The organism is Streptomyces sp. NBRC 110611 (assembly GCF_001590865.1).
GTDB lineage: Bacteria > Actinomycetota > Actinomycetes > Streptomycetales > Streptomycetaceae > Streptomyces.
On sequence record NZ_BBUY01000001.1, the window covers coordinates 236,892 to 261,251 of the forward strand.

At 71.6% G+C, this 24,360-nt stretch carries 19 protein-coding genes; 12 read left to right on the top strand and 7 right to left on the bottom strand.

Features of this window, described 5'->3' with window-relative positions; genetic code table 11:
- Positions 1 to 186: 186 nt before the first annotated feature.
- On the bottom strand, positions 187 to 1,197 hold the full coding sequence (locus tag AZE13_RS01075) for a hypothetical protein (protein WP_258527523.1): 1,011 nt from the start codon (positions 1,195 to 1,197) through the stop codon (positions 187 to 189).
- Positions 1,198 to 1,597: 400 nt separating this feature from the next.
- Between AZE13_RS01075 and AZE13_RS01080 the strand changes: the two genes are divergently transcribed.
- On the top strand, positions 1,598 to 3,316 hold the full coding sequence (locus AZE13_RS01080; protein ID WP_066925589.1) for a succinic semialdehyde dehydrogenase: 1,719 nt from the start codon (positions 1,598 to 1,600) through the stop codon (positions 3,314 to 3,316).
- A gap of 12 nt (positions 3,317 to 3,328) precedes the next feature.
- On the top strand, positions 3,329 to 5,230 hold the full coding sequence (locus AZE13_RS01085) for a GMC family oxidoreductase (RefSeq protein ID WP_066925592.1): 1,902 nt from the start codon (positions 3,329 to 3,331) through the stop codon (positions 5,228 to 5,230).
- 793 nt (positions 5,231 to 6,023) lie between these two features.
- On the opposite strand, the gene AZE13_RS01090 is transcribed toward AZE13_RS01085, so the two are convergent.
- A complete protein-coding gene (locus tag AZE13_RS01090) occupies positions 6,024 to 6,332 on the bottom strand; it encodes a chorismate mutase (protein ID WP_107288236.1) in 309 nt (102 codons plus the stop codon).
- 303 nt (positions 6,333 to 6,635) lie between these two features.
- On the opposite strand from AZE13_RS01090, the gene guaA reads away from it, so the two are divergent.
- From guaA to AZE13_RS01105, 3 genes are all read left to right on the top strand, one after another.
- Positions 6,636 to 8,216, top strand: coding sequence for a glutamine-hydrolyzing GMP synthase (gene guaA / locus AZE13_RS01095; protein ID WP_066925598.1), 1,581 nt, complete (start codon positions 6,636 to 6,638; stop codon positions 8,214 to 8,216).
- A 123-nt stretch (positions 8,217 to 8,339) separates the two neighbouring features.
- On the top strand, positions 8,340 to 8,948 hold the full coding sequence (locus tag AZE13_RS01100) for a Uma2 family endonuclease (RefSeq protein WP_066925602.1): 609 nt from the start codon (positions 8,340 to 8,342) through the stop codon (positions 8,946 to 8,948).
- A 115-nt stretch (positions 8,949 to 9,063) separates the two neighbouring features.
- The gene (locus AZE13_RS01105) at positions 9,064 to 9,867 is read left to right on the top strand and encodes a class II aldolase/adducin family protein (protein ID WP_066925605.1); all 804 of its coding nucleotides are present in this window, start codon (positions 9,064 to 9,066) and stop codon (positions 9,865 to 9,867) included.
- A 129-nt stretch (positions 9,868 to 9,996) separates the two neighbouring features.
- Here AZE13_RS01105 and AZE13_RS01110 read toward each other — a convergent pair whose 3' ends face one another.
- On the bottom strand, positions 9,997 to 10,755 hold the full coding sequence (locus AZE13_RS01110; RefSeq protein ID WP_066925608.1) for a DUF4239 domain-containing protein: 759 nt from the start codon (positions 10,753 to 10,755) through the stop codon (positions 9,997 to 9,999).
- Between the two features lie 1,007 nt (positions 10,756 to 11,762).
- On the opposite strand from AZE13_RS01110, the gene AZE13_RS01115 reads away from it, so the two are divergent.
- Both AZE13_RS01115 and AZE13_RS01120 read left to right on the top strand, forming a co-directional pair.
- Positions 11,763 to 13,043: a hypothetical protein gene (locus tag AZE13_RS01115; RefSeq protein WP_066925611.1), complete on the top strand. Its 1,281-nt coding sequence runs from the start codon at positions 11,763 to 11,765 to the stop codon at positions 13,041 to 13,043.
- Between the two features lie 203 nt (positions 13,044 to 13,246).
- On the top strand, positions 13,247 to 13,810 hold the full coding sequence (locus AZE13_RS01120) for a TQO small subunit DoxD (RefSeq protein ID WP_079123575.1): 564 nt from the start codon (positions 13,247 to 13,249) through the stop codon (positions 13,808 to 13,810).
- A gap of 99 nt (positions 13,811 to 13,909) precedes the next feature.
- On the opposite strand, the gene AZE13_RS01125 is transcribed toward AZE13_RS01120, so the two are convergent.
- Together AZE13_RS01125 and AZE13_RS01130 are read right to left on the bottom strand one after the other, a co-directional pair.
- On the bottom strand, positions 13,910 to 14,152 hold the full coding sequence (locus AZE13_RS01125) for a hypothetical protein (protein ID WP_066925614.1): 243 nt from the start codon (positions 14,150 to 14,152) through the stop codon (positions 13,910 to 13,912).
- Positions 14,149 to 15,603, bottom strand: a complete 1,455-nt coding sequence (locus AZE13_RS01130; protein WP_066925617.1) for a PspC domain-containing protein — start codon at positions 15,601 to 15,603, stop codon at positions 14,149 to 14,151. Before AZE13_RS01130 ends, AZE13_RS01125 begins: the two co-directional genes overlap by 4 nt.
- Before the next feature lie 392 nt (positions 15,604 to 15,995).
- On the opposite strand from AZE13_RS01130, the gene AZE13_RS01135 reads away from it, so the two are divergent.
- The 4 genes from AZE13_RS01135 to AZE13_RS01150 all read left to right on the top strand — a co-directional run bounded on the left by AZE13_RS01135 (position 15,996) and on the right by AZE13_RS01150 (position 21,492).
- On the top strand, positions 15,996 to 17,762 hold the full coding sequence (locus tag AZE13_RS01135) for a serine/threonine-protein kinase (protein WP_411293917.1): 1,767 nt from the start codon (positions 15,996 to 15,998) through the stop codon (positions 17,760 to 17,762).
- 188 nt (positions 17,763 to 17,950) lie between these two features.
- Positions 17,951 to 19,249, top strand: a complete 1,299-nt coding sequence (locus AZE13_RS01140) for an ATP-binding protein (RefSeq protein ID WP_066925624.1) — start codon at positions 17,951 to 17,953, stop codon at positions 19,247 to 19,249.
- Positions 19,250 to 19,337: 88 nt separating this feature from the next.
- Entirely contained in the window at positions 19,338 to 20,051 is a 714-nt protein-coding gene (locus AZE13_RS01145) for a LuxR C-terminal-related transcriptional regulator (protein WP_066925627.1), read from the top strand.
- Between the two features lie 316 nt (positions 20,052 to 20,367).
- Entirely contained in the window at positions 20,368 to 21,492 is a 1,125-nt protein-coding gene (locus AZE13_RS01150; protein WP_066925630.1) for an alpha/beta hydrolase, read from the top strand.
- A gap of 193 nt (positions 21,493 to 21,685) precedes the next feature.
- On the opposite strand, the gene AZE13_RS01155 is transcribed toward AZE13_RS01150, so the two are convergent.
- Positions 21,686 to 22,837: a C40 family peptidase gene (locus AZE13_RS01155; protein WP_066925633.1), complete on the bottom strand. Its 1,152-nt coding sequence runs from the start codon at positions 22,835 to 22,837 to the stop codon at positions 21,686 to 21,688.
- Between the two features lie 324 nt (positions 22,838 to 23,161).
- Here AZE13_RS01155 and AZE13_RS01160 point away from each other — a divergent pair, with 324 nt between their 5' ends.
- On the top strand, positions 23,162 to 23,515 hold the full coding sequence (locus tag AZE13_RS01160; RefSeq protein ID WP_066927068.1) for a hypothetical protein: 354 nt from the start codon (positions 23,162 to 23,164) through the stop codon (positions 23,513 to 23,515).
- 93 nt (positions 23,516 to 23,608) lie between these two features.
- On the opposite strand, the gene AZE13_RS01165 is transcribed toward AZE13_RS01160, so the two are convergent.
- Positions 23,609 to 24,360 (bottom strand): C40 family peptidase (locus AZE13_RS01165; RefSeq protein WP_181690216.1); only part of this gene is annotated, 752 nt, incomplete at its 5' end.

Here is a 24,360-nt window from a genome sequence, read left to right on the forward strand (position 1 = left end):
GGATGCCGTGGGGGAGTCCCCACGGGCAGAGTGGTTCACATGCTGCACCACTGAAGAGGCCATGAGCCCGGGACGCGTTGCAGTTCACATCGACGGCCGCCGCGCCCCCCACACGTGGCGGCCGTCTTCGGCGCGCGGCGGGGCGGTCCGGAGGGATCCCCACCCACGCAGCCCCGGCGGCAGGCCCTAGGAGCGACCGGCCTGTGCCGTACGGAAGCCCTCCGCCCGCTGTCCGCCGTACGGGCCGGAGCCGCGGCCGGTCGCCAGGACGACCACCGACGTCATGGCCGCTAAGGCGTACGCGGTGGTCGCCATGGACAGGGCGCCCTCGGTCGTCTCGAAGGACCGGTTGAAGTACCCCGTCACGGTGAGTCCCACCACCGTCCGGACGGTCATGTACAGCTCGACCCCCGCGAACACCAGCAGCGCGCCCCGGACATCGTGCCGCGCCCGCAGCGCCAGCAGCCCCAGGACCAGCAGCACCACCACCGAGCTGACGGTGGTGAACCCGGCGGGCGGCGCCAGGCCCGGCGTGCCCACGACGGAGCCGTCGACCACCCCGCGCAGATAGTGCGACACCTCCAGTTCGCCGTGCGTCAGAGTCCGTACGGTCCAGCCGAGCCGGGCCAGGCCGAGCACCACGAAGAGCACCCCGCTGACCACGGACGCGCGACGGTGGCAGGCCTCCGGACCCACGGCCCGCCGGTCCGTCCCGGGCCCGCCCCGCCGTTCCGCGGCGGGCAGCATCGCGCAGAGCACCGACACCGCCACGACCAGCCCCAGCCCATGGGTGGCGAGTTCCCAGCCGCCCAGCGGATCGCTCCGGTACCCGTTGCGGTAGCCGGCGTCGAAGAGGCCCACGGCCTCCGGCAGCGTCCCGGCGAGCAGCAGCACCGCCGAGAGCAGTGCGGCGGACCGGGCCATCCGCCGCTGTGCCAGGGCGAGCCCCGCCACCACCAGGAGCATGGCGGTGAAGGACCATTCGTACGGACCGAGCGTGTGGGGGTCGGTGGACGCGCCGGGGTTGAACAGTCCCTCCAGGAAGTCCCCGACCCCGCCGTCCCCTTGTGTGATGCCGTGGACCATCCAGGCGATCAGCGCGCCGGCGTAGAGCGCCAGGCTCACCGCGGTCACCCGATAGGCGCCGTAGTGCTCGGGAGCGGCCCGGCCGGGGTCGGTGCCCGGACGGACGTCCACTGTTCCACCGTCCCGCATCACCATGACCGACCCCCGCTCCGCCTGCCGCAGCCGCCGCACCGGCCCGTCCCGTACAGCAGCCTCACTGTGTCAAGGACGGCGCGGGACCCGGTGGAGGTTCCACTCCGTGTGTCGGGCGTGGAGAGCGGCCGTCCGGTCGTGGGGCGCCGCCCGCGCCGGGCGGGGACGGGGTACCGCCCGCGCCGGGTGGGATGCTGCACGCCGTCGTCCCCGACGAGATCCAACTCCCCGCGCCCGTCGGGGAAACCGGCCGTTCCCGGCCCGTCGGCCCAGCCCAGAGCCGTTGCGGCCAGCAGCTGCCGGCGCGATGGCGGATACCGGGGGAAAACCCGTTACTGCCGGGTACACAAAGCGTCCGGGGAGGAATACGCTCGCCGACATGACGGACTCGCAGGACACTGGAACCTCAGCCTCCACCGCCGACGAGGCCTCCGCCACCGACGGGGCCCCCGCCGCCCCCACGGAGGCTGCCCAGGCCCCCGCGCCCGCCAAGCCCCCCGCCGCCCCGGCCGCAGGCAACCCGGTCCTCGTCGCCCCGCCCGGCACCCGTACCGCCGCCGATGTGGTCAGTCCCGAGGTCGCCGCCCGGCTGACCCGCGGCGTGGTCAGCGGCGGAGGGCGTACCGCGAGCCACACCCCGTTCACCGGCGAAAAGCTGGCCGACCTGCCCGAGTCCACCCCCCAGGACGTCGCCACCGCCTTCGCCCGCGCCCGCGCCGCCCAGGAACGCTGGGCCAGAGTCCCGGTCCGGCAGCGTGCCGCGGTCCTGCTCCGCTTCCACGACCTGGTGCTGCGCCGCCAGGCAGAGGTGCTCGACCTGATCCAGCTGGAGACCGGCAAGGCCCGGCTGCACGCCCATGAGGAGGTGCAGGCGGTCGCCGTCGCCGCCCGCCACTACGGCCGCAAGGGCCCCGCCTACCTCCGGCCCAGGGGGCACACCGGCGTCGTGCCGGCCCTCACCAAGGTCACCGAACTCCGGCAGCCGCGAGGGGTGGTCGGCCAGATCGCGCCCTGGAACTACCCCCTCGAACTCTCCGTCGGCGACGCCCTGCCGGCCTTCGCCGCGGGCAACGCCGTCGTCATGAAGCCCGACACGGAGACCGCGCTGACCGCGCTGTGGGCCCGCGAGCAGCTCATCGAGGCCGGACTGCCGGAGGATGTCTGGCAGGTCGTCATCGGCGAGGGCCCGGTCGTCGGCCCCGCCGTCGTCGAGCACGCCGACTACGTCTCCTTCACCGGCTCGACCCGCACCGGCCGCGAGGTCGCCCTGGGCGCGGCCGCCCGTCTGGTCGGCGTCTCCCTCGAACTCGGCGGGAAGAACGCCATGTTGGTGCTCCGTGACGCCGATGTGGAGAAGGCCGCGGCCGGCGCCGTCCGCGGCTGCTTCTCCTCCGCGGGCCAGCTGTGCATATCCATAGAGCGGCTCTACGTCCACGAGTCCCTCGCCGACGACTTCCTCCGGCGCTTCGCCGCCCGCACGAAGGCGATGCGGCTGGGCAACTCCCTCGCGTACGGCGCCGACATGGGTTCACTGGTCGGCGAGCGGCAGCTGGCGACCGTCACCCGCCATGTCGAGGAGGCCGTCGCCCAGGGCGCGGAGCTGGTCGCCGGCGGCCGCCCCCGCCCCGACATCGGCCCGTACTTCTACGAGCCGACCATCCTCGACGGCGTCGAGAGCCCCATGGCCGTCTGTGACGAGGAGACCTTCGGCCCGGTCGTCTCCGTCTACCGCTTCAGCGACGAGGACGAGGCGGTGGCGCTCGCCAACGCCACGCCGTACGGCCTGAATGCCAGCGTCTGGACCAAGGACGGCCGCCGCGGCCGCGCCCTCGCCGCACGGCTGCGCACCGGCACGGTCAACGTCAACGAGTCCTACGCCGCTTGCTACGGCAGCGTCCAGGCCCCTATGGGCGGTATGGGGGACTCGGGTCTGGGCCGTCGGCACGGTTCCGAGGGCATCCTCAAGTACACCGAGTCGCAGACCGTCGCTCAGCAGCGGGTGCTTCCGCTGGCCCCGTCCTTCGGGATGACCGACGAGAAGTACGCCCGGTTCATGACCCGCAGCCTGCGCGCGATGAAGGCATTCCGACTCAGGTGACCAGGAGGGCCAGTGCCCCAGGAGAATTCCGTCCAGAACCGGCACCAGGCCGCGGACGGCACCGAAAGCGACGGATACGACTCCGACGGATACGACTCCGACGGATACGACTCCGACGGATACGACTCCGACGGATACGACTTCGACGGATACGACTACGACGTCCTCGTCGTCGGCTCCGGCTTCGGCGGCTCGGTCTCGGCGCTCCGGCTGACGGAGAAGGGCTACCGGGTCGGCGTCCTGGAGGCCGGCCGGCGCTTCACCCGCGAGACGCTCCCCAAGAACTCCTGGGACCTGAAGAACTACCTGTGGGCGCCGGCGCTCGGCCTCTACGGCATCCAGCGCATCCACCTCCTCGGCAATGTCATGGTCCTGGCGGGCGCCGGGGTCGGCGGCGGCTCCCTGAACTACGCCAACACTCTCTACGTACCGCCCAGGGCGTTCTTCGACGACCCGCAGTGGAAGGACATCACCGACTGGCAGGAGGAGCTGAAGCCGTACTACGACCAGGCCCGGCGGATGCTCGGGGTACGGCTCAACCCGACCATGACGCCCTCGGACGTCCACCTCAAGGCGGCCGCGGAGGCCATGGGCGTCGGCGACTCCTTCCACATGGCGCCGGTCGGGGTGTTCTTCGGAGACGGTGCAGACGCCGACGGTACGGTCACGGCACGGCCCGGACAGGAGGTCGAGGACCCCTACTTCGGCGGTGCGGGGCCCGCTCGCCGGGCGTGCACCGAGTGCGGCGAGTGCATGACGGGCTGCCGCCACGGCGCGAAGAACACCCTCAACGAGAACTACCTCCACTTGGCCGAGAAGGCCGGGGCGGTCATCCACCCGATGACGACTGTCGTCGCGCTCACCGAGGACTCACGGGGCGGCTTCGCAGTCCGTACGCTGCCGACGGACGACCGGAAGAAGGGCGCGGGCAGGATGTTCACCGCCCGGCGCGTCGTCCTCGCCGCCGGCACGTACGGGACCCAGACCCTGCTCCACCGCATGAAGGACAGCGGGCTCCTCCTCTACGTCTCCGGCCGGCTCGGCGCGCTGACCCGTACCAACTCCGAAGCGCTGGTGGGCGCGCAGACCGACAACCGGCGCTACCGCAAGCGCCACGGCGCGCGCAGCGTCGACTTCACCAAGGGCGTGGCCATCACGTCCTCGGTCCACCCCGACGAGAACACCCATATCGAGCCGGTCCGCTACGGCAAGGGCTCCAACTCCATGGGCGGGCTGACGATCCTGCAGGTTCCCTACCGGCCGGCGGGACGAGTGGTGGGCTGGCTCGCGCACCTGGCCCGGCACCCCTGGCTGGCGGCGCGCTCGCTGTCCAACCGCCGCTGGTCGGAGCGCACCATCATCGGACTGGTCATGCAGTCCCTCGACAACTCCCTGACGACGTACCGAAAGCCCAAGGGGCCGGGCAAGGGCCTGCTCACCGCGCGCCAGGGCCACGGCGCCCCGAACCCGAACCAGATCCCGGAGGCCACCCGGGCGGCGACCCTGCTCGCGGAGGAGATCAACGGCTTCGCGGGCTCCAACATCGGTGAGCTGATGGGCACTCCGCTCACCGCGCACTTCCTCGGCGGCTGCCCGATCGGCGACTCGGCCGACACCGGCGTCATCGACCCGTACCACCGCCTCTACGGGCATCCGGGCATCTCGGTCGTCGACGGCGCCGCGGTCTCCGCCAACCTCGGTGTCAACCCGTCCCTGACGATCACCGCGCAGGCCGAACGCGCGATGTCCTTCTGGCCCAACAAGGGCGAGCCGGACCCGCGCCCGGCCCAGGGCCGGCCCTACCGGCGACTGGCCCCGGTCGAACCGCTCCACCCCGCCGTCCCGGCCAAGGCCTACGGCGCCCTGAACCTGCCGTTCCTGCCCGTCCCGTCCGTCCCGCCCGCCTCCGCCTAGGGGCCGCGCACTCCCGCCCAGGGGCGTTGCACTCCCGCTCGGGCCGTGCGCTTCCGCTCAGGGGACGCACAGCGAAGGGCCCCGGATACCGTCCGCTAGGGGGTGCGCGGACGGCCACGGGGCCCTTGGCTTTCGGTGCCGGCGTCAGGGCAGCGCCGGCACCGACGGGCGGCGCTGGGGGGGGGGTAGCGCCGCTGGCTCATGGGTGGTGCGGGGGTCGTACTGGGCCGTACTCGATGGTGCAGAGACCGGTGCGGAGACCGGTGCGGAGACCGCATTGGTCGGACCAATGGCAGTGCAAAAGTCCAGACCAGAGACGGTCCGTCGCTCGTCAAGCATCGTGCTGGATACGCCTCACCCGGCGCAACCGTTTCGACGGGATGCGGTCGGTCCCGGGCGTCCCCAGGACCGACCACCCCATCGGTTGTGACCGGGCTGCTGTCCCCTGCTGACCGGCCACGGCAACGGAGCGAGGTCCCACGACGCGGACCGTGGTGAGCGGCCGGCGTCTCATCGCTCCGGGATTCCGCCCGCGGGGCGGCGTCTACGCGTAGTCCTGCAGGCCGCGCCTGGCTGGCGTGGCACCGGGAACAACGAAGCCTCGCGGCGGCCGGTCACGCGCCGTACGGGTGAGTCGGCGACCGAACTCAGATCCGGCGGCTGCGCCGGGCGCGTACCCCGCTGCCGCGCCTGTGACGGGCCGCGGCGCCCGTGACCGCTCGCCTACGCTCGGCGCACGAGGCTCCCTTCCGCGGTCTGCCTCCGCGGTCCGCCTCCTCGGCGCCCGTGGCCGTCAGATCTGCCCCCGGGACAGCTCCAGCAGCGTCATGGCCAGGGCGGTGCCGGGCCTGCCGAGCTGGTCACGGTAGTGCGCGAGGATCTCCATCTCACGCGCGAGGTTCACCCGCCGTCCGCCGGAGGAGATGCGCTCGCGCTGGATGACCGCCGAGACGGCCATCCGTTCCTGTACGAGGCCGATGATCCGGCCGTCGAGATCGTCGATCCGGGTCCGGGCGTCCGTGATGACCCCGGCCGCCTCCGGGGTGCGTGCGCCGGTGCCGGGGGCGGTCATGACCGTACGGCTGGTGGCCTCGGTGCTCATGCCCGTGCTCATGTCCGCGCTCATATCCGTGCTCATGTCGTGTCTCCTGGGGTGCGTGACCTGGGATGGGCGTCCCCGGAGCCGATGACCGGTCCAGAACGAACGACAGGCGCCCCGGACCTTGTCGGCCCGGGGCGCCTGGGAAGTTCGCTCGTCAGTGGATCAAGCAGCACGACCACGGCAGCCGGACGGGCCGGTGCCATAGGTAAAGACGAAGGTCAGCTGCTGGAACATGGGCCACAGTATGAGCCCGTTAGAATCGAAAGTCCAACCCCGCTCCACCACCGCCGGAAGGCCGCCGAAGTGCCATCAGCGCCCCCCGCTGCCCCGGACGTCGTCCTCGTAGTCGACTTCGGCGCACAGTACGCCCAGCTCATCGCCCGCCGTGTCCGTGAGGCCCGGGTCTACAGCGAGATCGTGCCGTCCACCATGCCGGTGGCCGAGATGCTCGCCAAGAACCCCGCGGCGATCATCCTGTCCGGCGGCCCCTCGTCGGTCTACGCGGAGGGCGCCCCCCGCCTGGACCGCGCCCTCTTCGAAGCCGGTGTCCCGGTCTTCGGCATGTGCTACGGCTTCCAGCTCATGGCCACCACCCTCGGTGGCACCGTCGACAACACCGGCGCCCGTGAGTACGGCCGTACCCCGTTGACCGTCAGCAAGCCCGGCTCGACGCTCTTCGAGGGCACCCCGGCCGAGCAGTCGGTGTGGATGTCCCACGGCGACGCGTGCAGCGCCGCCCCCGAGGGCTTCACGGTCACCGCCTCGACCAGCCTCGTCCCGGTCGCGGCCTTCGAGAACGACGAGAAGAAGCTGTACGGCGTGCAGCACCACCCCGAGGTGATGCACTCCACATACGGCCAGCAGGTCCTGGAGCACTTCCTCTACCGGGGCGCCGGCATCCAGCCGTCGTGGACCACCGGCAACGTCATCGAGGAGCAGGTCGAGGCGATCCGGGCCCAGGTCGGCACCAAGCGCGCGATCTGCGGGCTGTCCGGCGGCGTGGACTCCGCGGTTGCCGCCGCCCTCGTCCAGAAGGCCATCGGCTCCCAGCTGACCTGCGTGTACGTCGACCACGGCCTGATGCGCAAGGGCGAGACCGAGCAGGTCGAGAAGGACTTCGTCGCGGCCACCGGCGTCGAGCTGAAGGTCGTCGACGCACAGCAGCGGTTCCTGGACGCGCTCCTCGGGGTCTCCGACCCCGAGGAGAAGCGGAAGATCATCGGCCGCGAGTTCATCCGGGTCTTCGAGCAGGCCGAGGCCGAGATCGTCGCCGCGGCCCCGGGCGACCAGCCGGTGAAGTTCCTGGTGCAGGGCACGCTCTACCCGGACGTCGTCGAGTCCGGCGGCGGCACGGGTACCGCCAACATCAAGTCCCACCACAACGTGGGCGGCCTCCCCGAGGACCTTGAGTTCGAGCTCATCGAGCCGCTGCGCAAGCTCTTCAAGGACGAGGTCCGGATGGTCGGCGCCGAGCTGGGCCTGCCCGACGAGATCGTCCAGCGCCAGCCGTTCCCCGGCCCCGGCCTCGGCATCCGCATCGTCGGCGAGGTCACGCGCGAGCGTCTCGACCTGCTGCGCGAGGCCGACGCCATCGCCCGCGAGGAGCTGAGCGCGGCCGGCCTGGACCGCGACATCTGGCAGTGCCCGGTGGTGCTGCTCGCCGACGTCCGCTCCGTGGGCGTCCAGGGCGACGGCCGCACGTACGGCCACCCGATCGTGCTGCGCCCGGTCTCCTCCGAGGACGCCATGACGGCCGACTGGTCGCGCCTCCCGTACGAGGTGCTGGCGAAGATCTCCACCCGCATCACGAACGAGGTCCCGGACGTGAACCGAGTCGTCCTGGACGTCACCAGCAAGCCCCCGGGCACGATCGAGTGGGAGTGACCTTCCGGTAGGTCTCTCCCTGGCCAACGCCGACGCCGTCGCTCATTCGTTTGGGCGGCGGCGTTGTCTTATCTGCTCGCTACTCTGGTCCCAGAGGCGAGACTCCGTCGTATGGGAGCAATTATGAGCGCCGCACCTGAGTACGACCATGGCGAGCTGGACGAGCACTACAAGTACCCCGTCCCGCCGCCGGGCGGCTGGACCGCGGACGACCTTGATCGGCTTCCGGACCTTCCTCCGCACACAGAGCTGATCGACGGGAGTCTCGTCTTCGTGAGTCCGCAGCTGAAGTTCCACACCCGCACTATGTGGTTGCTGGAGAACGCCCTCCTGTCGCAGATGCCAGGTGACCTAGAGGTCGACCGCGAGATGACGATCAAGTTGGACAAGAGGAACCGGCCGGAGCCTGATCTTCTCGTGTATCGAGCGGAGGCAGACACGGGTATCGACCAGACCTGGTTCAAGCCCGAGGATGTCGTCCTGGCGATCGAGGTCGTCTCGGAAGACTCGTTGGAGCGGGACCGCGAGGTGAAGCCGCGTAAGTACGCAGCCGCCGGGGTCGCACATTACTGGCGCGTGGAGAAGGACGACGGCTTGCCCGTCGTCTACGTCTACGAGCTGGATCCGGCTACCGAGATGTACACAGGGACGGGTATCTATCGCAATCGGCTCAAGGTGCTGGTCCCTTTCCCTGTCGACATCGACCTCACGGGTATCAACAGGGGGCGCTGACGACTGACTACCGACGACGCTCGTTCCGCGACTCACCGAGGTCTGGTTACCTGCGGTAGCTGCCGGTAGCTTGCCTACCGAGCATCAAGAGCCGCAGGCTGGGAGGGGAGCCGCGATGCCCGAGCCGACGCCCGTACCCACCGAGCAGCTGCACTTCGCGATGCCGCCGGCGCATCAGACCGTCGAGGAGGAGCGGCGCCACCGCAAGGAACGGCTGGCCGCGGCGCTGCGGCTCTTCGGCCGCTTCGGGTTCGAGGAGGGCGTCGCGGGCCACATCACCGTCCGCGACCCGGAGTTCCCCGACTGCTTCTGGGCCAACCCGTTCGGGGTGCCCTTCGGGCACGTCACCGTCGGCGATCTCGTCCTGGTGAACGCGGAGGGCAGGGTCGTCGAGGGCCGCCACCACGTCAACCAGGCGGCGTTCATGATCCATGCGCAGGTCCACCGGGCCCGCCCCGACGTGATCGCCGCGGCCCACAGCCCCTCCACGTACGGCAGGGCGCTGTCCGCCCTCGGTGAGCCGCTGGATCCGATCACCCAGGACGCCTGCGCGTTCTACGAGGACACCGCGCTCTTCGACGACTGCACAGGCGTGGTCGTGGACGAGGACGAGGGCCGCCGGATCGCGGCCGCGCTCGGGCCGCACAAGGCCGTGATCCTGCGCAACCGCGGGCTGTTGACGGTCGGCGATTCGGTGGACGCGGCGGCGTGGTGGTTCATCGCGATGGAGCGCTCCTGCCAGGTGCAGATGACCGCCAAGGCCGCCGGCAAACCGGTCCTGATCGACCATCACCACGCCGTCCGCACCCGCGAGCAGCTGGGCAGCGATCTGGTGGCCTGGATCAACTACCAGCCGCTTTACCAGCAGATCGTACGGAGCGAGCCCGACCTCTTTGATGGGGCGAGCGGTGCGCGGTGAGCCGACGGGATCGGTGAGCCGACGGGGCTGTCGGCTCACCATGCACCGGTCGTCCCGGTCGTCCCGAACGTCCTGGTCGTCCCGGTGATCCTGGTGATCCCGGTCGTCCCGGTCACCTCGGTCGGCCGGTCACGCGTGCGGGAGCAGATCCAGGAACGGTTCCGCACCCGCCTTGATGCCCCGGCCGAACGGTGAGTCGAAGTCCCAGACGAGGAACAGCAGGAACGCGATCAGCGCGCTGAACAACGCGGCCATCAGCAACTCCCGCCCCGACCGCCGGATCTGCAAGGTGAACATCACCCCGATGGAGATCGCGCCCCCGATCACCAGGCCGAACCACACCACTCCCGGCAGCGTCGAGCCCGCCGCGTCCGAACGGGCGCTGCGGGCCGCGTCGATCACCGCCACCTGGTCCACGAGCGGCTGGTAGGACTGCCCTTCGAAGTCGTTGGCCGGGCGGTAGTCGGTGACATCGGCGCGTACCTTCGCCAGCAGATCCGCGCCGCGCTGGGTCAGCCGCTCCTCCTCGGCCATCACCGGCCACTCCTCGTGCACGACGTACGACGCGTACGCCGCGACGTCCGAGCGGATCCGGTCCCGCACCGGCACGGGGTAGGCCCGTGCCCGCGCGCTGACCTCGTGCAGGGCCTGCGCTTCGGTCCGTACGGTGTCCTGGGCGGCGCTCCTGGCCTCCCAGACGCCGGCGATGGCGAGGCCCAGCACGATCGCGTACACCACCCCCACCATCATCGTCAGGTACTCGATGACATCGGGGGTTTCGGTCGGGTCGTCGTCCTCGCCGATCCGGCGCTCCTTGAGGACGGTGATGATCAGTACGACGCCGCAGACCGCGGCCATGGCGATGCCCAGCACCAGCCATTGCGACATGGAGACCTCCTACGAGGAACGGCGCCCGGAGGAACCGGACGAGGAGCTCGAACGGGGACGGAGGGCGGCGCCGGCCAGTACGGCCGGGGCGGTGATCAGCAGGGTCGTGGTCACGAGGGAGCGTCCGTTGTGGGGTGAACGCGACGCCTGCGGGTGGCTGCGGGGCAGGGCGGGGGTGGGCGAGGGCGGAGGAGGGGGAGTCTTGGAGGGGGGCGGTGGTGAGGGAGGGGGAGCCGGACGGGGGTGGTGAGACGGTGGCGGGGGTGGTGGCGGTGGGGGCGCGGGTGGTGGTGGGGGCGGCGGTGCCGGTTGGGGTGGGCGAGGTGCCGGCGGGCGGATGGGCGCGGGTGGGTGCTTGGCCTTGGTGCAAGGGAAGCGCCAGCCGCGTGGCATCGGGAAGCCGGTCGGTACGTGCACCGGGGGACGGGTCCCGGCGAAGGAGCAATTGTCCCCGGAGAGCGGCCGGTTCGGTCCGGTGAACTGCTTGGACCGGTGGGACTGGCTTGAGTGGTGGGGCCGGTGGGGGCTGGGGTGGTTGGGCCGGCCGGGCCCGTCATGAGCGGACGCCGGCGGCGCGACGGATGACAGAGCGACGACGCCGGCCAGCAGGAGCAGGGCGGCGGCCAGCGTCCCGGCGGCGGTCCGGACCACGGCCCCGACCGCGATCCGGGCCAGGCGTCCGCCCCCGCCCCCGCTGCCGCCCCGGCCTTGGAATCTGGTTATCTGCCACACGGCGAGAGCTTGCGCGCGGCGGAGGGTGCTCAGCCGTCGCATCACCTCGGTTCGCCCAAAGGGGGGAAGTATCGGGTTTGCGTGGTCGGCCGACGATCAGGTGTGCGGATCCGCGTACCGGCGTCAACGTGCCGCCGCACCACACCACCCGCCACCAGCTGGACATTTGATATCCGGCCCGTCCGTTTGCGGCACAATTCCCTTTCGCGCAGGACAAGTTGATGGCAAGCGGTCGCGGGGCGGTAACGGACGTGTCGGTTGAAGCGGCGGGCAGGATGGCCGGAACGAGCGGGCCGAAGGGGAGTGGCGCGCTGCGCGCCGACGGCGGCGAGTGCCGATGCGGACGGTGTCCGCACGGCGCCCGGACGGGGCATCGGAAGGCGCTCGCCGCGTTCATCGCGCTGCGCGAGGACTTCGCGGCGGGCCGCGGCGTACCGTCGGGGCTCGCCCGCTCCGCCGGTGCCGCCCGGCAGTGGGTATCCGATGAACTGACCCTGTCCGCCCGTGAGCTGGCGCAGCGCAGGGCCGACGAGCGGATCGCCTGGCTCACCGCCGTACGGTGGTCCACCCTGCTGCTGGTCTGGATCGCCGTGGCGGCGCTGCTGCTGGTGCAGGCGCTGACCGCCATCGGTACGGGCTGGACGGTGACCCGCACGGCCGGCCTGGTCGCGGCCGTCGTCCTCGCGCTGGTGCTGACGCTGGCGGCGTGGCGGCACCGTGCGCACGGCGGGGCGATGGCGCCGCTGATCGGCGAGGACGGCCGGCTGTCCACCTCGCGGACGGTGGTGGCGGCCTGGGCGACCGCGGTGCTGTACGCCGTCCTGATGCTGGCCGTGCAACTGGCGGCGCGGCCCGGCCCGCGGGTGCGGCGCCGTCTGCTGAACGGCCTGGAACTGGAGCGTTCCGGTGCCCTGTTGGCGACCCTCGCCCTCGCCTGCGGGGTCGCGGTGCTGGCGTACGGGCTGGTCGCCACGCGGGTGCGGTCGGGGCGGCTGCAGAAGGTCCCCGCGGAGCGGCCTCGCGCCGCCGACCTGCTGACGGACGACGCCGGGCGTGCCAGTCTCCTCGATGTGCAGTACGCCCTGGTCAACGCGGTCGTGCTGACGCTCGCCGTGGTCCGGCTGGCCGAACGGCCCGATGGGCTGCCGCGACTGCCCTGGGGGCTGGTGGCCCTGGCCTTCCTCTCCGGGGTGACGTATCTGGCGGGGAAGTCGGCGGGCGGCGGCCGTCCCGTCATCCTGTCCATCGTCCGCTCCCGCGAACTGGGCGATCTCGCCGCGCCCGTCCGCACGGGTGACGACATCGAGATCCGCGGCACCGGCTTCGTCCCCCCGGGCGCCGCCACACCCGACCGGCTCGCCCGTACCGTCGTACGGATCGGCGGCGTCCACGTCCCCGTTCCTCTGGTCCCGGTGGCGGGGGGCTTCGCCAACCCGACGGACGGGGTGCTGACGGTCCCGGTACCGGTCGACGTCGAGCCCGGCCGCGTAGAGGTCCGGGTGATCACAGCAGCCGGCGTGGAGACGGCCGGCTTCCCACTCGACGTACTGGACTGACTCCGGCTTTGGCTCCGACCCCACTCCTCGGAGACCTCCCCGACATCCCCGACGGCGTGTCGATTCTGTGTGTGTCAGGCGCCCGACGTGCATCAGTCCGTTGAACGTCTTGCGCCCGCGCGTACGTACCTCCCCTTGAGCCCCGGGCACCGGCACAATCGTTCTGCTGCCAGTGGCAAGGGAATGGAGAGGAGGCGGACGTTGTGGTTCACGCGAATCGTTCGATCGGTGCCGACGTGGGAGGGACGGGCATCGGCGGAGGGGCGGGCTTCAGTAGTTCCGGCGCCTGGCTGCGCGCGCTGCTGGCCCGCCATGCGCTGCTACCGCTACGTGCCTTTCTGGGCATCACCTTCCTCTACGCGGGCGTGGACAAGCTGACGGATCCGGCGTTCCTGGCAGCCGGTGGTGCGGGTTCGCTGGGGGAGACACTGCGGCAGGTCCACCACACCGCGGCCCTCCCGCTGCTGGTGGACCTCGGGCAGCAGAGCCCGGTGGGCTTCGGCTACGCCATCGCCTTGGGTGAACTGGCGGTGGGCCTGGGTATCCTCATCGGCCTGCTGGGCCGGCTCGCGGCATTCGGCGGTGCACTGCTCTCCCTCTCCTACTGGCTGACCGTGAGCTGGGCGACCACGCCCTATTACTACGGCAGCGACCTCGTCTATCTGATGGCCTGGCTCCCCCTGCTGCTGGCCGGTACGCCGAGGTTCTCCGTGGACGCGGCCGTGGCGAATCGCCGCAAGCGGCACGGGGCGAAGCTGTTCGGATAGGTCCTGCGGGTCAGGTCCTGTGGGGCAGGTCCTGCGGGTTGGTCCTGTCGGTCAGGTTCTGTCCGGGGGGGGGAAGCGGCGGCCCGGGGGCGGCGTGCGTCAGGCGGCCTCGGCCCGCTGGGATATAGGTGGTTCGTCGGCGTTCTGGCTGCGGTGGCGGCGGACTGTGGCCCAGAGCGCTGCGGTGATGCCGGACAGGACGAGGCCGGCGGGGATGGCGAGGAAGAGCCAGAGGCCGGGGGCGTGCCAGATGCCCAGGGCGTCCAGGCCGTAGGCGGTGCCGACGGTGAGGGCGGCGAGGCCGCAGATCAGGCGGGCCGGTTCGAAGGGGTGACGCTTCACTGGGGGGCTCCCTGGCGGGTGGGGGCGGTCGGCGGGGTGGGCGACGGGGCAGGGGCCGGGGCAGCGCGTTCGATGCTCACCTGGCCGGCGCCGACATCGAGATCGAGGTTGAGGGTGCCGCGCGGCTTCTCGCCCTTCTTGAGGCCGTCGGCGGGCAGGGTGACGGTCTGGTCCTGGCCCCCGGTCGTGAGGTCGACGTCGTGCGGCGACTCACCGGGCAGCTGGATGTCGCCGAAGCCGAGGGAGATGTGGAGGCGGGCCGTGACGCCTCGGGGGAGCGTCACCCAGAGGCGGCCGGCGCCGACCGATGCCCGGGTGTGGAGCGTGCGGCCGTTGGTGAGGGGCAGTTCGCCGAGGTCCAGCCGCGCCTCGCCGGAGCCGAGTTCGTAGTGCGGCTGGACGGCGGCGACGCTGGTCGGGGTCCATGTGCGCCGCTGCCAGTTGGTGGTGATGTTCTCGGGGAGCACCGTGGCACCCGCCAGCAGCGCGGCGGTCAGTACGACCATGAAGACCGTGCCGCCGCCCGTACGGCCGAACCAGGCGCTGAGGACGAGGCCGAGCCCGAAGACGACCAGCGCCGCCGCCAGCCCGGCCTGGAGGGACGGCGCCAGGGCGTCGTGCCCGGAGACGACGACGGCCGTACCGGCACCGGTGAGCATCGCGAGCAGGAACGTCCAGCTGCCGAGGGGCCGCCCGCCGCGGCGACCGCCGGCCGGGGTGCCGACGGGGTGCGCGCCGTGTGGCGGGACACCGGGCGGGCGGTCCGGCCCGGTCCGGTCGCCCGCGCGGTCCGGGGCGACGGCCGGCGCGGCGCCGTGCTCGAACCGGTAGGTGATGTCGAGGGGGAGAGCGGTGGTGTCCGGGCCCCAGAGGTAGGCCCGGCCGGCCGTCTCCTTGGAGTGCGGGCCGCGCCACCACGAGGGGCTCACGGGTGCCGGGGGCGCCTTGGTCTCCGGCGGGGCGTCGGCGACGGCCTGGGCGGTGGCGGCGTCCATCGCCTCCGCTCCCTGGGCCTTCGCCTCCCGGCGCCGGCGCGACCAGTACGCGGAACCGGCCACCGCCATCCCCAGCATGATGGCGAAGGGCATCGTGCTGCCCTTGCCGAGTGCCGTCAGGAACAGCCCGCAGCCGACCAGCGCGAAGAGCAGCGCCGTCAGCGCCGACCCCTCGACCCGGCCGGAGAGCAGTCTGCGGCCCTCGTTCTCGTCCTCGCCGTGCAGGGGGATGAGCAGCCAGGCGAAGCCGTAGAAGATCAGGCCGATGCCGCCGACGGAGAGGACGGCGAGCACGATCCGGAAGATCACCGGATCCAGATCCCACTGCCGGCCCAGCCCGCCGCACACCCCGCCCAGGACCTTGTTCCGCCGGCTGCGGCGCAGCGGGGCATGCGGCGGGGCGGAGCCGGCGGGGCCGGAAGGCGCCGGCTCGTCGACGGAGGCTGCTTCGTTCATGAAGCCATGGTGACAAGACCGGCTTCGGCACGGCATCCGTGGAAACCCTGGCCGAACCCTGAGATCCGCCGCCGGCACCCCGAGAAATCCGCCGCCGGCACCCCGAGAAATCCGCCGCCGGCATCACCCGAGCCGCCTCAGGTCCCAGAGGCCCCAGGGGTCCCGAATCCCTCGCAGGTACGCATATGCCCCGCGCTCGCCCTCCCGCGGATGGACAACATGGCGGACGCGCAGCGGGCAGCGGCCTGTCCGCGGCCACCGTTGACTATCGTTGCGCCCGGGATGCGTACGGGTTTCCGGAGGGGCGTGCGGTGACGGAGGCGGCGTCGGTGGACGAGGGACGACTGGTCGCCGGGCGATATCGCCTGATCGAGCGGATAGGCCAGGGCGGTATGGGCACCGTCTGGCGGGCCCGGGACGAACTCCTCGGCCGTCAGGTCGCGGTCAAGCGTCTCCATGTCTCACCGCAGCTGGACGCGGACGAACTGGCGACCCGCCATGAGCGCACCACCCGGGAGGCGCAGGCCGCAGCCCGCATCAACCACCCCAATGTGGTGGGTGTGCACGACGTCGTGGACGACGCCGGGCTGCCGTGCATCGTCATGGAGTACGTCCCCTCCACGACGCTCGGCGACGCCATCAAGGAGGCCGCCCGGACCAACAGTTCGGTGCCCCCACGCGAGGCGGCCCGGATCGGCCGCGGCATGGTCGCCGCGCTGCGCGCCGCGCACTCCGCCGGTGTGCTGCACCGCGACGTCAAACCGGGCAATGTCCTGCTGGGCGACGACGGCCGGGTCGTGCTCACCGATTTCGGTATCGCCGTTGCCACCGGCGCTTCCACGCTGACCAAGACCGGCGAGCTGGTCGGTTCCATCGACTACTTGGCGCCCGAGCGCGTCAAGGGCGGCACTCCGGGGCCCGCCTCCGACCTGTGGGCGCTGGGTGCGACGCTCTATCAGGCGGTCGAAGGACGGGCCCCGTTCCGGAAGAACACCGCGGTCGAGACGGCGTACGCGATCGCCATGGACCCGCTGGAGCCGCCGCGCAACGGCGGACCGCTGACCCCCCTGATCGAGGCGCTGCTCGCCAAGGAACCCGAGGACCGGCCGACGACCGACATCGTCGAGCGGGCGCTCCGGGCGGCCGAGACCGACGCGGACACGGCCCGGATCGTCCAGCCGCCCCTGGCACGGGGGACCGTGGAACCCGGTGGACCGGGGGCGGCGGACGCGCACCCGGAGGCGCCTACCCGTCCGGTGCCCCGCACAGGCGGAGCCGGAGACGTACCGGGCGGCGCCGGGGGCAGCACGGGCACCGGTACGGACACCGCTGACACGGACACCGCGGGTACGGGCGTCGGGGGTATGGGCACCGCGGGTACGGGCGTCGGCACAGGGACCGGCGGTGCCGCCGCGACCGGCTGGCCGTCCGCCCCGGACGGCGCGTCCGACAGGCGGCCTGCCGACGGCCGTAGGGATACGGACGGGCTCCCGGCCGGCCCGGTATCCCGTAAGCGGCGCGCCGCCAGGGCAGTGGCCTGGGGCGTCGTGGGGGTGCTGGCCGTCGGCGGCGGCGCGGGCACCGCCTGGTACCTGCTGCACCGCGACGACGACTCCGGCACGTCCCAGCAGGCCGGCGACAAGGGCGCCCCGGCCCCGGTTCTCCCCAGCGCCCCGGACAGCAGCATCGGACCGCCGCCGCCCCTCCCCGACGGCTACCGCAAAGTCACCGAATCCGCGCTCGGCGTCAGCTTCCCCGTCCCCAGCGGCTGGAAGCGGGCGGTCGAGGACGGCGGCCGGCAGATCATCTACGCCTCCAAGTCCGAGTACGCGCAGCTCACCCTGAGCGTCCTGGACTTCTCCTCGGGGGATCAGGTGCGGCACTTCAAGGACGTCGAGGCCGCCTTCAAGCGGAAGTACCCCGTCTATTCCCGGCTGCGCATGCAGGACACCGTCTTCCAGGGCGACCCCGCGGCGATCTGGGAGTTCACCTTCGGGGGTCGGGCCCGCACGTTCCGGGGCATCGACCTCGGGTTCGGGCGGGAGGGCGGCAGGGAGTACGCGATCTACGTGTCCGCTCCGGCTGCCGACTGGATGACCTACAAGAAGGTCTTCTCGAACGTGAAGGACGGCTTCCGCAGGGCCGACCCGAAGAGCTGACCCCGAACGGTGGGCCGGCCCGAGCGGTGAGCTGACGCCGTCGTACGAGTTGGCCCGGCCCGAAGAGGTGGGCGGCTGGGCCGACCCGCCCGTACATCCGCCCCTGAGCGGCTCGGCGGAAACGTCAGGGGCGGGCTCAGGGACGACCCTGATGCCGCCGGCCCCCGCAGCATGTGACGATCGGGGACATGACCACCGCACCGCCCCGCGCCGAGACCACCTACGGCCCGGTACCGGACCCCGAAGAGCCGCCCGTGCGCAAGCTCTACCGCAGCGCCGAAGGGCGGCTGCTCGGCGGTGTCGCGCGCGGTCTTGCCGGGCACCTCGGCCTGCCGGTCTCCTGGGTGCGGATCGTCTTCGTGGCCCTCTTCATGGCCGATGGCCTCGGCGCCCTCCTCTACGCGGCGTTCTGGTTCTTCGTCCCGCTGGGCGTCGGCGGGGTGGAGCACCGCCTGCCCGCCCCGGCCCATGAGAAGCGGCGCCTGCTGCGGCACAAACCCGACAAGGGCCAGGTCGTCGCGCTGATCGCGCTCCTGATCGGTGCCTCCGTCGTCGCCTCGCGGTTCCAGCTCGGCCGGACCGACGGCTACCTCTGGCCGGTACTGCTGATCGGCGCCGGTGTGGCCCTGGTGTGGCGCCAGGCGGACAACTCCCGCCGCGCCCAATGGCTGGAGATCGGCCGCCGCAAGGCCCTGCTGCCGGTGCTGCGCGGCGCGGCCGGGGTACTGCTCGTCGGTGTCGGCGTGACCGGCATCGTCGTACTCCAGGGTTCGGTGCGGAACCTCGGCTCGGTGCTGCAGGCCTCGCTCGCCGTGATCGTCGGTGTCGCGCTGCTGGCCGGGCCCTACCTCGTGCGGATGATGCAGGACCTCTCCGAGGAGCGGCTGATGCGCATCCGCGCCCAGGAGCGCGCCGAGGTGGCCGCCCACGTCCATGACTCCGTGCTGCACACCCTCACCCTGATCCAGCGCAACGCCGACGACCCCCGCGAGGTGGCGCGCCTGGCCCGGGCCCAGGAGCGCGAGCTGCGCGCCTGGCTGTACAAACCGGAGGGCCGCGGCAAGGACGAGGACGAAGAACCGTCGACTCTGGCGGAGGCGGTCCGCCGGTCCGCCGCCGAGGTCGAGGACCACCATGGCGTCCCGATCGAGGTGGTGATCGTTGGCGACTGCCCGTTGGACGAGGCGTTGGGCGCCCAGATACAGGCCGCACGCGAGGCGATGGTCAATGCCGCCAAGTACGGTGGCGAGGACGGCCCGGTGCAGGTGTTCGCCGAGGTCGAGGGCCGTACGGTCTTTGTCTCGGTGCGCGACCGAGGCCCGGGGTTCGACCTGGAGTCGGTCCCCGCCGACCGCATGGGCGTACGGGAATCCATCATCGGCCGGATGGAGCGCAATGGCGGCACGGCCCGGCTGCGCTCCGCACCCGACGGCGGCACGGTCGTCGAGCTGGAGATGGAGCGCGCGGCGACGGAGAGCGACCCATGACCGGGTGCGGTCCGCGGCGGCAGGCCGCGGAGCCGCGCGTGACACGGGATGATGACGGAGCAGACACCGAAGGACGGACGGAAGACATATGAGCACCGAGGACGCACAGCAGCGCGAGGCCGGCGACGAGGCGGCGGAGAGCCGGACGGTACGGGTCGTGCTGGTCGACGACCACCGGATGTTCCGTACGGGCGTCCAGGCCGAGATCGGTGAGACCGACCGCACCGGTATCGAGGTGGTCGGCGAGGCCGCCGACGTCGATCAGGCGGTCACGGTCATCACCGCCACCCGCCCCGAGGTCGTCCTCCTGGATGTCCACCTCCCCGGTGGTGGCGGCGTCGAGGTGCTGCGCCGCAGCGAGGCGATGATGACCGACTCCGACCGCCCGGTCCGCTTCCTCGGGCTCTCCGTCTCCGACGCGGCCGAGGACGTCATCGGCGTGATCCGTGGTGGCGCCCGCGGCTATGTCACCAAGACGATCACCGGCACGGACCTGGTCAACGCGATCTTCCGGGTCGCCGACGGCGACGCGGTGTTCTCCCCGCGGCTGGCCGGCTTCGTCCTCGACGCCTTCGCCGGGACGGACATCCCGCCGGTCGACGAGGACCTGGACAGCCTCACCCAGCGCGAGCGTGAGGTCCTGCGGCTGATCGCCCGCGGCTATGCCTACAAGGAGGTCGCCAAGCAGCTGTTCATCTCGGTGAAGACCGTCGAATCGCATGTGTCGGCGGTGCTCAGGAAGCTCCAGCTCTCCAACCGCAACGAGCTGACGCGCTGGGCAGCCGCCCGCCGTCTGGTCTGACCTCGAATCGGCGTCTTGACCTGCACCGACGCCATACAGACCGGACCGGGTGGGCGCCGGTACCGGGCCGATGGCGCACCACGGGAACACCGGCGGACAAGGACCGACCGCCGGGCCCGACCGGGGAGGGAGAAGAGCCGAGACCAGGGACGGACGAGGAGGTGACGTTGGCCACGACGGCGTAAAGAAGCCTCAAGTCGGGCAACCAGGGCCGCGCGGATCTCCTCTAAGGGCGCGGAGAGGCTCACTGCCGGAGGGCGGGGCCCGAACCACCCCCCCACGTCCTTCGCATAGCTGTCCTGGAAGCGAGTTCCCGATGAGCCTGACGGGCACCCCTTTCTTCCTCACCTCGGTCGCCCTGCTGATCGTCGCCGTCGTCCTGCCGCTCGCCCTGTGGACCCGAATATCCGGGCCGGCCCTGGTGCGCGGCTTCGCCCGGCTGCTCATGCTGCTGTTCGCCCAGGTCACGGCCATCACCCTGGTCTTCGTCCTGGTCAACAACGCCAACAACCTCTACGACACGTGGGGTGATCTGCTCGGCACCGACAGCCATGTCGCGGCGGCCAAGGACCTCGGTCCGGACGGCATGGGTGGCAAGCAGGTCGAGGACGAGCCCAAACAGCTCCAGCAGTTCCGGCCGGCGGATGACCCGCGGATGGGCCAGGGCGTGCAGATGACCGATCTCCAGGGCCGTATCTCGGGTGTGACGGGCGAGGTCTACGTCTGGCTTCCGCCGCAGTACAACGACCCCGCCTACAAGGACAAGAAGTTCCCGGTGGTCGAGTTGCTGCCCGGCTACCCCGGCTCGGCGAAGGCCTGGTTCGGGTCACTGCATGTGACCGAGCAGCTCAAGCCGCTGATGCAGCGCGGTGAGGTCAAGCCGTTCATCCTGGTGGCACCCCGTACGAACATCATCAACGGAGCCGACACCGGGTGCGTCAACATCCCGGGCAAGGCCAACGCCGACAGCTGGCTGACCGTCGACGTACGCAAGATGGTCACCGACAACTTCCGCGTCGGCGACACACCGGACTCCTGGGCCCTGGCCGGTTACTCGGCCGGCGCGCACTGCGCCAGCAAGCTCGCGCTCGCCCACCCGGACCGCTACCGCGCCGCGGTCGCCATGTCCGGCTACAACAACCCGGCCCTCGAACCGGACTCGCTCGCCGGCAAGGACCCCAAGCTGCGCGTCGAGTCCAACCCGCTCAACATCCTGAAGTCGGCCAACGCGGCCGGTAAGCCGCCCCGTACGGCGCTGTATGTCTCCGGCGCGACGGGCGACGGCTACCAGGCCGGCATAGGCCTCCGCCAGCTCGCCAAGCCGCCGACGACGATCAACGTCCAGCTGATCCCGGCGAGCGCGGGCGGCCACACCACGGCGGTCTGGCGGCAGCAGATCCCCGAGATCTTCCGCTGGCTCGGCCACCAGCTCAAGCCGTGAGTGACGGGTTGGCCGTCCCCTAGGGGGAGTTCGAACAGATCCCCTAAGGGATACGAGCGCCCCCTGCGGGGCCACAACGAATCGGGGGCGGGAGGTATTCCCGTAGCCCAGCGCCCCGGCCCGCGCGACGCATCTGGCCCCGCGCGACGCATCTGGCCCCGCGCGACGCGTCCGGCCCCGCGCGACGCGTCGGTTATGCCGGGCGGGTGGCGCCTGCGAAGGGCATTTGGTCGATGGGGGCGATGCGTACCGGTGCGCCCGGGTGGGGGGCGTGGATCATCTTGCCGTCGCCGATGTAGAGGCCGACATGGCTGATGCCGGAGTAGAAGAACACCAGGTCGCCGGGGGCGAGTTGGGAACGGTTGATGCGGGGGCCGGAGCTGATCTGGGTGTAGGTGGTGCGGGGGAGGGCGACGCCGCCGGACTTCCAGGCGGCCTGGGTCAGCCCCGAGCAGTCGTACGCCGATGGGCCGGTGGCCCCCCAGACGTACGGTTTGCCGAGTGCCTCAAAGGCGAAGGAAACGGCGCGTGCGGCACGGGAGTTGGGGGCGTGCGCGACGGCCCCGGCCGCCGCGGTGGTCGGCGAGCCGGCCGGGATGCCGCCGAGGAGGCCGTCCCCGCGTCCCGTCTGCTGGTCCTCGTGGCCGGTGTCCGCCGCGTCGTCGGAGGAGTCCTGGTGTGCCATCAGCCGCCGCTGCTCCGCGGTCAGCCGGCTCAGCAACTGCTCGGCGGCGTCCAGCTTCCGTACGACGGTGACCCGGTGTCTCTTCAGTCTGGTCTCGGCGGCCGCCAGCCGCCGCGTGGTGTCCTCGGCCTGCCGGCGGACCTGTCGCACGCTGCCGAGCCGGCGCGCGTAACCGGTCACCGCGGCCGCCTGATGGCTGCCGGCCCGCTCCAGCACCGCGGCGCCGTCCAGATAGCGCTGCGGATCGGCGGAGAGCAGCAGCTGCACGGCAGGGGCGACGCCGCCGGAGCGGTACCGGGACGCCGCCATGGCGCCCAGCTCGGCGCGGGCGGCGTTCAGTTTCCGGGTCCGGCGGGCGGCCTCGTCCTGCAGCCTGCCCAGCTCCTCGCGTGCCGTGTCGGCGGCTTCCTTCGCGCCGTTGTAGTTCTGTGTGGCCACCTCTGCCTCCTGGTACAGCGCGTCGATCCGGTTCTTGACCTGGGCGGGAGTGGGGTGTGGTGCGGCCTGGCCGGTGCCGTCGAGCGCGGTGGCGGTGGCGGCGCCCGCGAGGGCCAGCGTGGCGGCCAGTCGGGCGATGCGCGAGCCGCGCGGGCCGCGGCCGATGAGCGAGGCAAGCGGATGCTGTCTTGGCTTGCGGTGCGAGGCCACGGTGGCCGTCACTTCCTTCCCTTGCGGGCCGTGGGCCCGGCGGTGGTCCGTCACGAGTGAGCGGACCGCCGCCGGACCTCCCGGCGGGGCGGCCGACGGACGCCGGTGCGGAGTCCGGCGACGGCGGTGAGCCGGCCGCCTGGAGGAGGACGCTAGACCTGGCTGCAGCGGGAATGAGCCGCCTTGCCCGGGATTGTTCGGTTTCGACCGACGTCGATAAGCGGCTGACCGCGGCGCCATGGCCGTACGGCCGGGACCGGTCTGCCGTGACCGAAGCGACGATTGTGCACGCCCTGCCGGAAGTGTCGTGCTATGCGGCGGATACCATCCAGCACCATGGACGTAGTGATCAATGTCTTCGTCGCCCTGCACATCATCGGTATCGCCTCCCTGCTGGGCGGCTTCCTGACCCAGATGAAGGCGATGGGCGCGGGCACCGCGCGCTTTGTCCCGGCCATGCTGCACGGCGCGCTGACGATGCTGGTGACCGGCATCGCGCTGGTCGGCCTCCACCAGGCCCAGGACCACACCGTCAACAACGTCAAGATCGGCGTGAAGATGGCCATCCTGGTGGTGATCCTGGCGCTGGTCTACGTCAAGCGGGACGAGGAGAAGGTCGCCAAGCCGCTCTTCGGCGCGGTGGGGGCGCTCACGGTCGCCAACATCTTCATCGCGCTGCTCTGGACCTGATGGAAGCGTCTTGCGGCGGATGTCTTCGAGCCTGATGCATCCGGCCCTGAAGTTTCTGGACCTGATGTCTCCGGCCCTGTCTTCGTTCGTGGCTCAGGCCGGGCGGACGTTCCCGTAGACCGGCATGTAGTAGATCGACTCCTCCCGGACACTGGCGCCGGGCTTCGGCGCGTGGATCATCTTCCCGCCGCCTATGTATATGCCGACATGGCTGATGTCGTTGTAGAAGAAGACCAGGTCACCGGGCTGGAGGTCCTTGGTCGCCACCCGCTCGCCGACCTTGACCTGGTCCCAGGTCGTCCGCGGCAGCTCGACCCCGGCCGCCTTCCACGCCGCCTGGGTCAGGCCCGAGCAGTCGTAGGAACTGGGGCCGGTCGCGCCCCAGACGTACGGTTTGCCTATCTGGGAGCGGGCGAACGCAAGGGCTTTTCCGGCCTTGGTGGAGTACGCGCCCCCGGTGGAGCCGCCACCGCCGGTGCCACCACCGGTGCCGCCACCGGGCCGGCCGCCGTCCGTACCGCCGCCGGAGTGGTCACCGGACTGGTCACCGGAGTGGCCGTCGCCCGTCCTGCCGCCGCCCTGCTGCCGCTCGCGCTCCCGCTCCCGCTCCTGCCGGCGTTCGCGCTCCTGTTGCCGGCGCGTCTCCTCCTCGGCCTTGCGCCGGGCCTCCGCCTCCTTCCGGCGCTCCAGCTCCGCCAGCCGGGCCTTCTCCTGGGCGGTCAGCCGGGACAGCAGCTGCCGCGCCTCGGCCAGCTTCTGCTGGACGGACCGCTTGGACGCCTTGAGTGACTCCTGCGACGCCCGCAGCTGCTCCAGGCTGCGGGTCGCCTCGGCCCGCTGGCGGG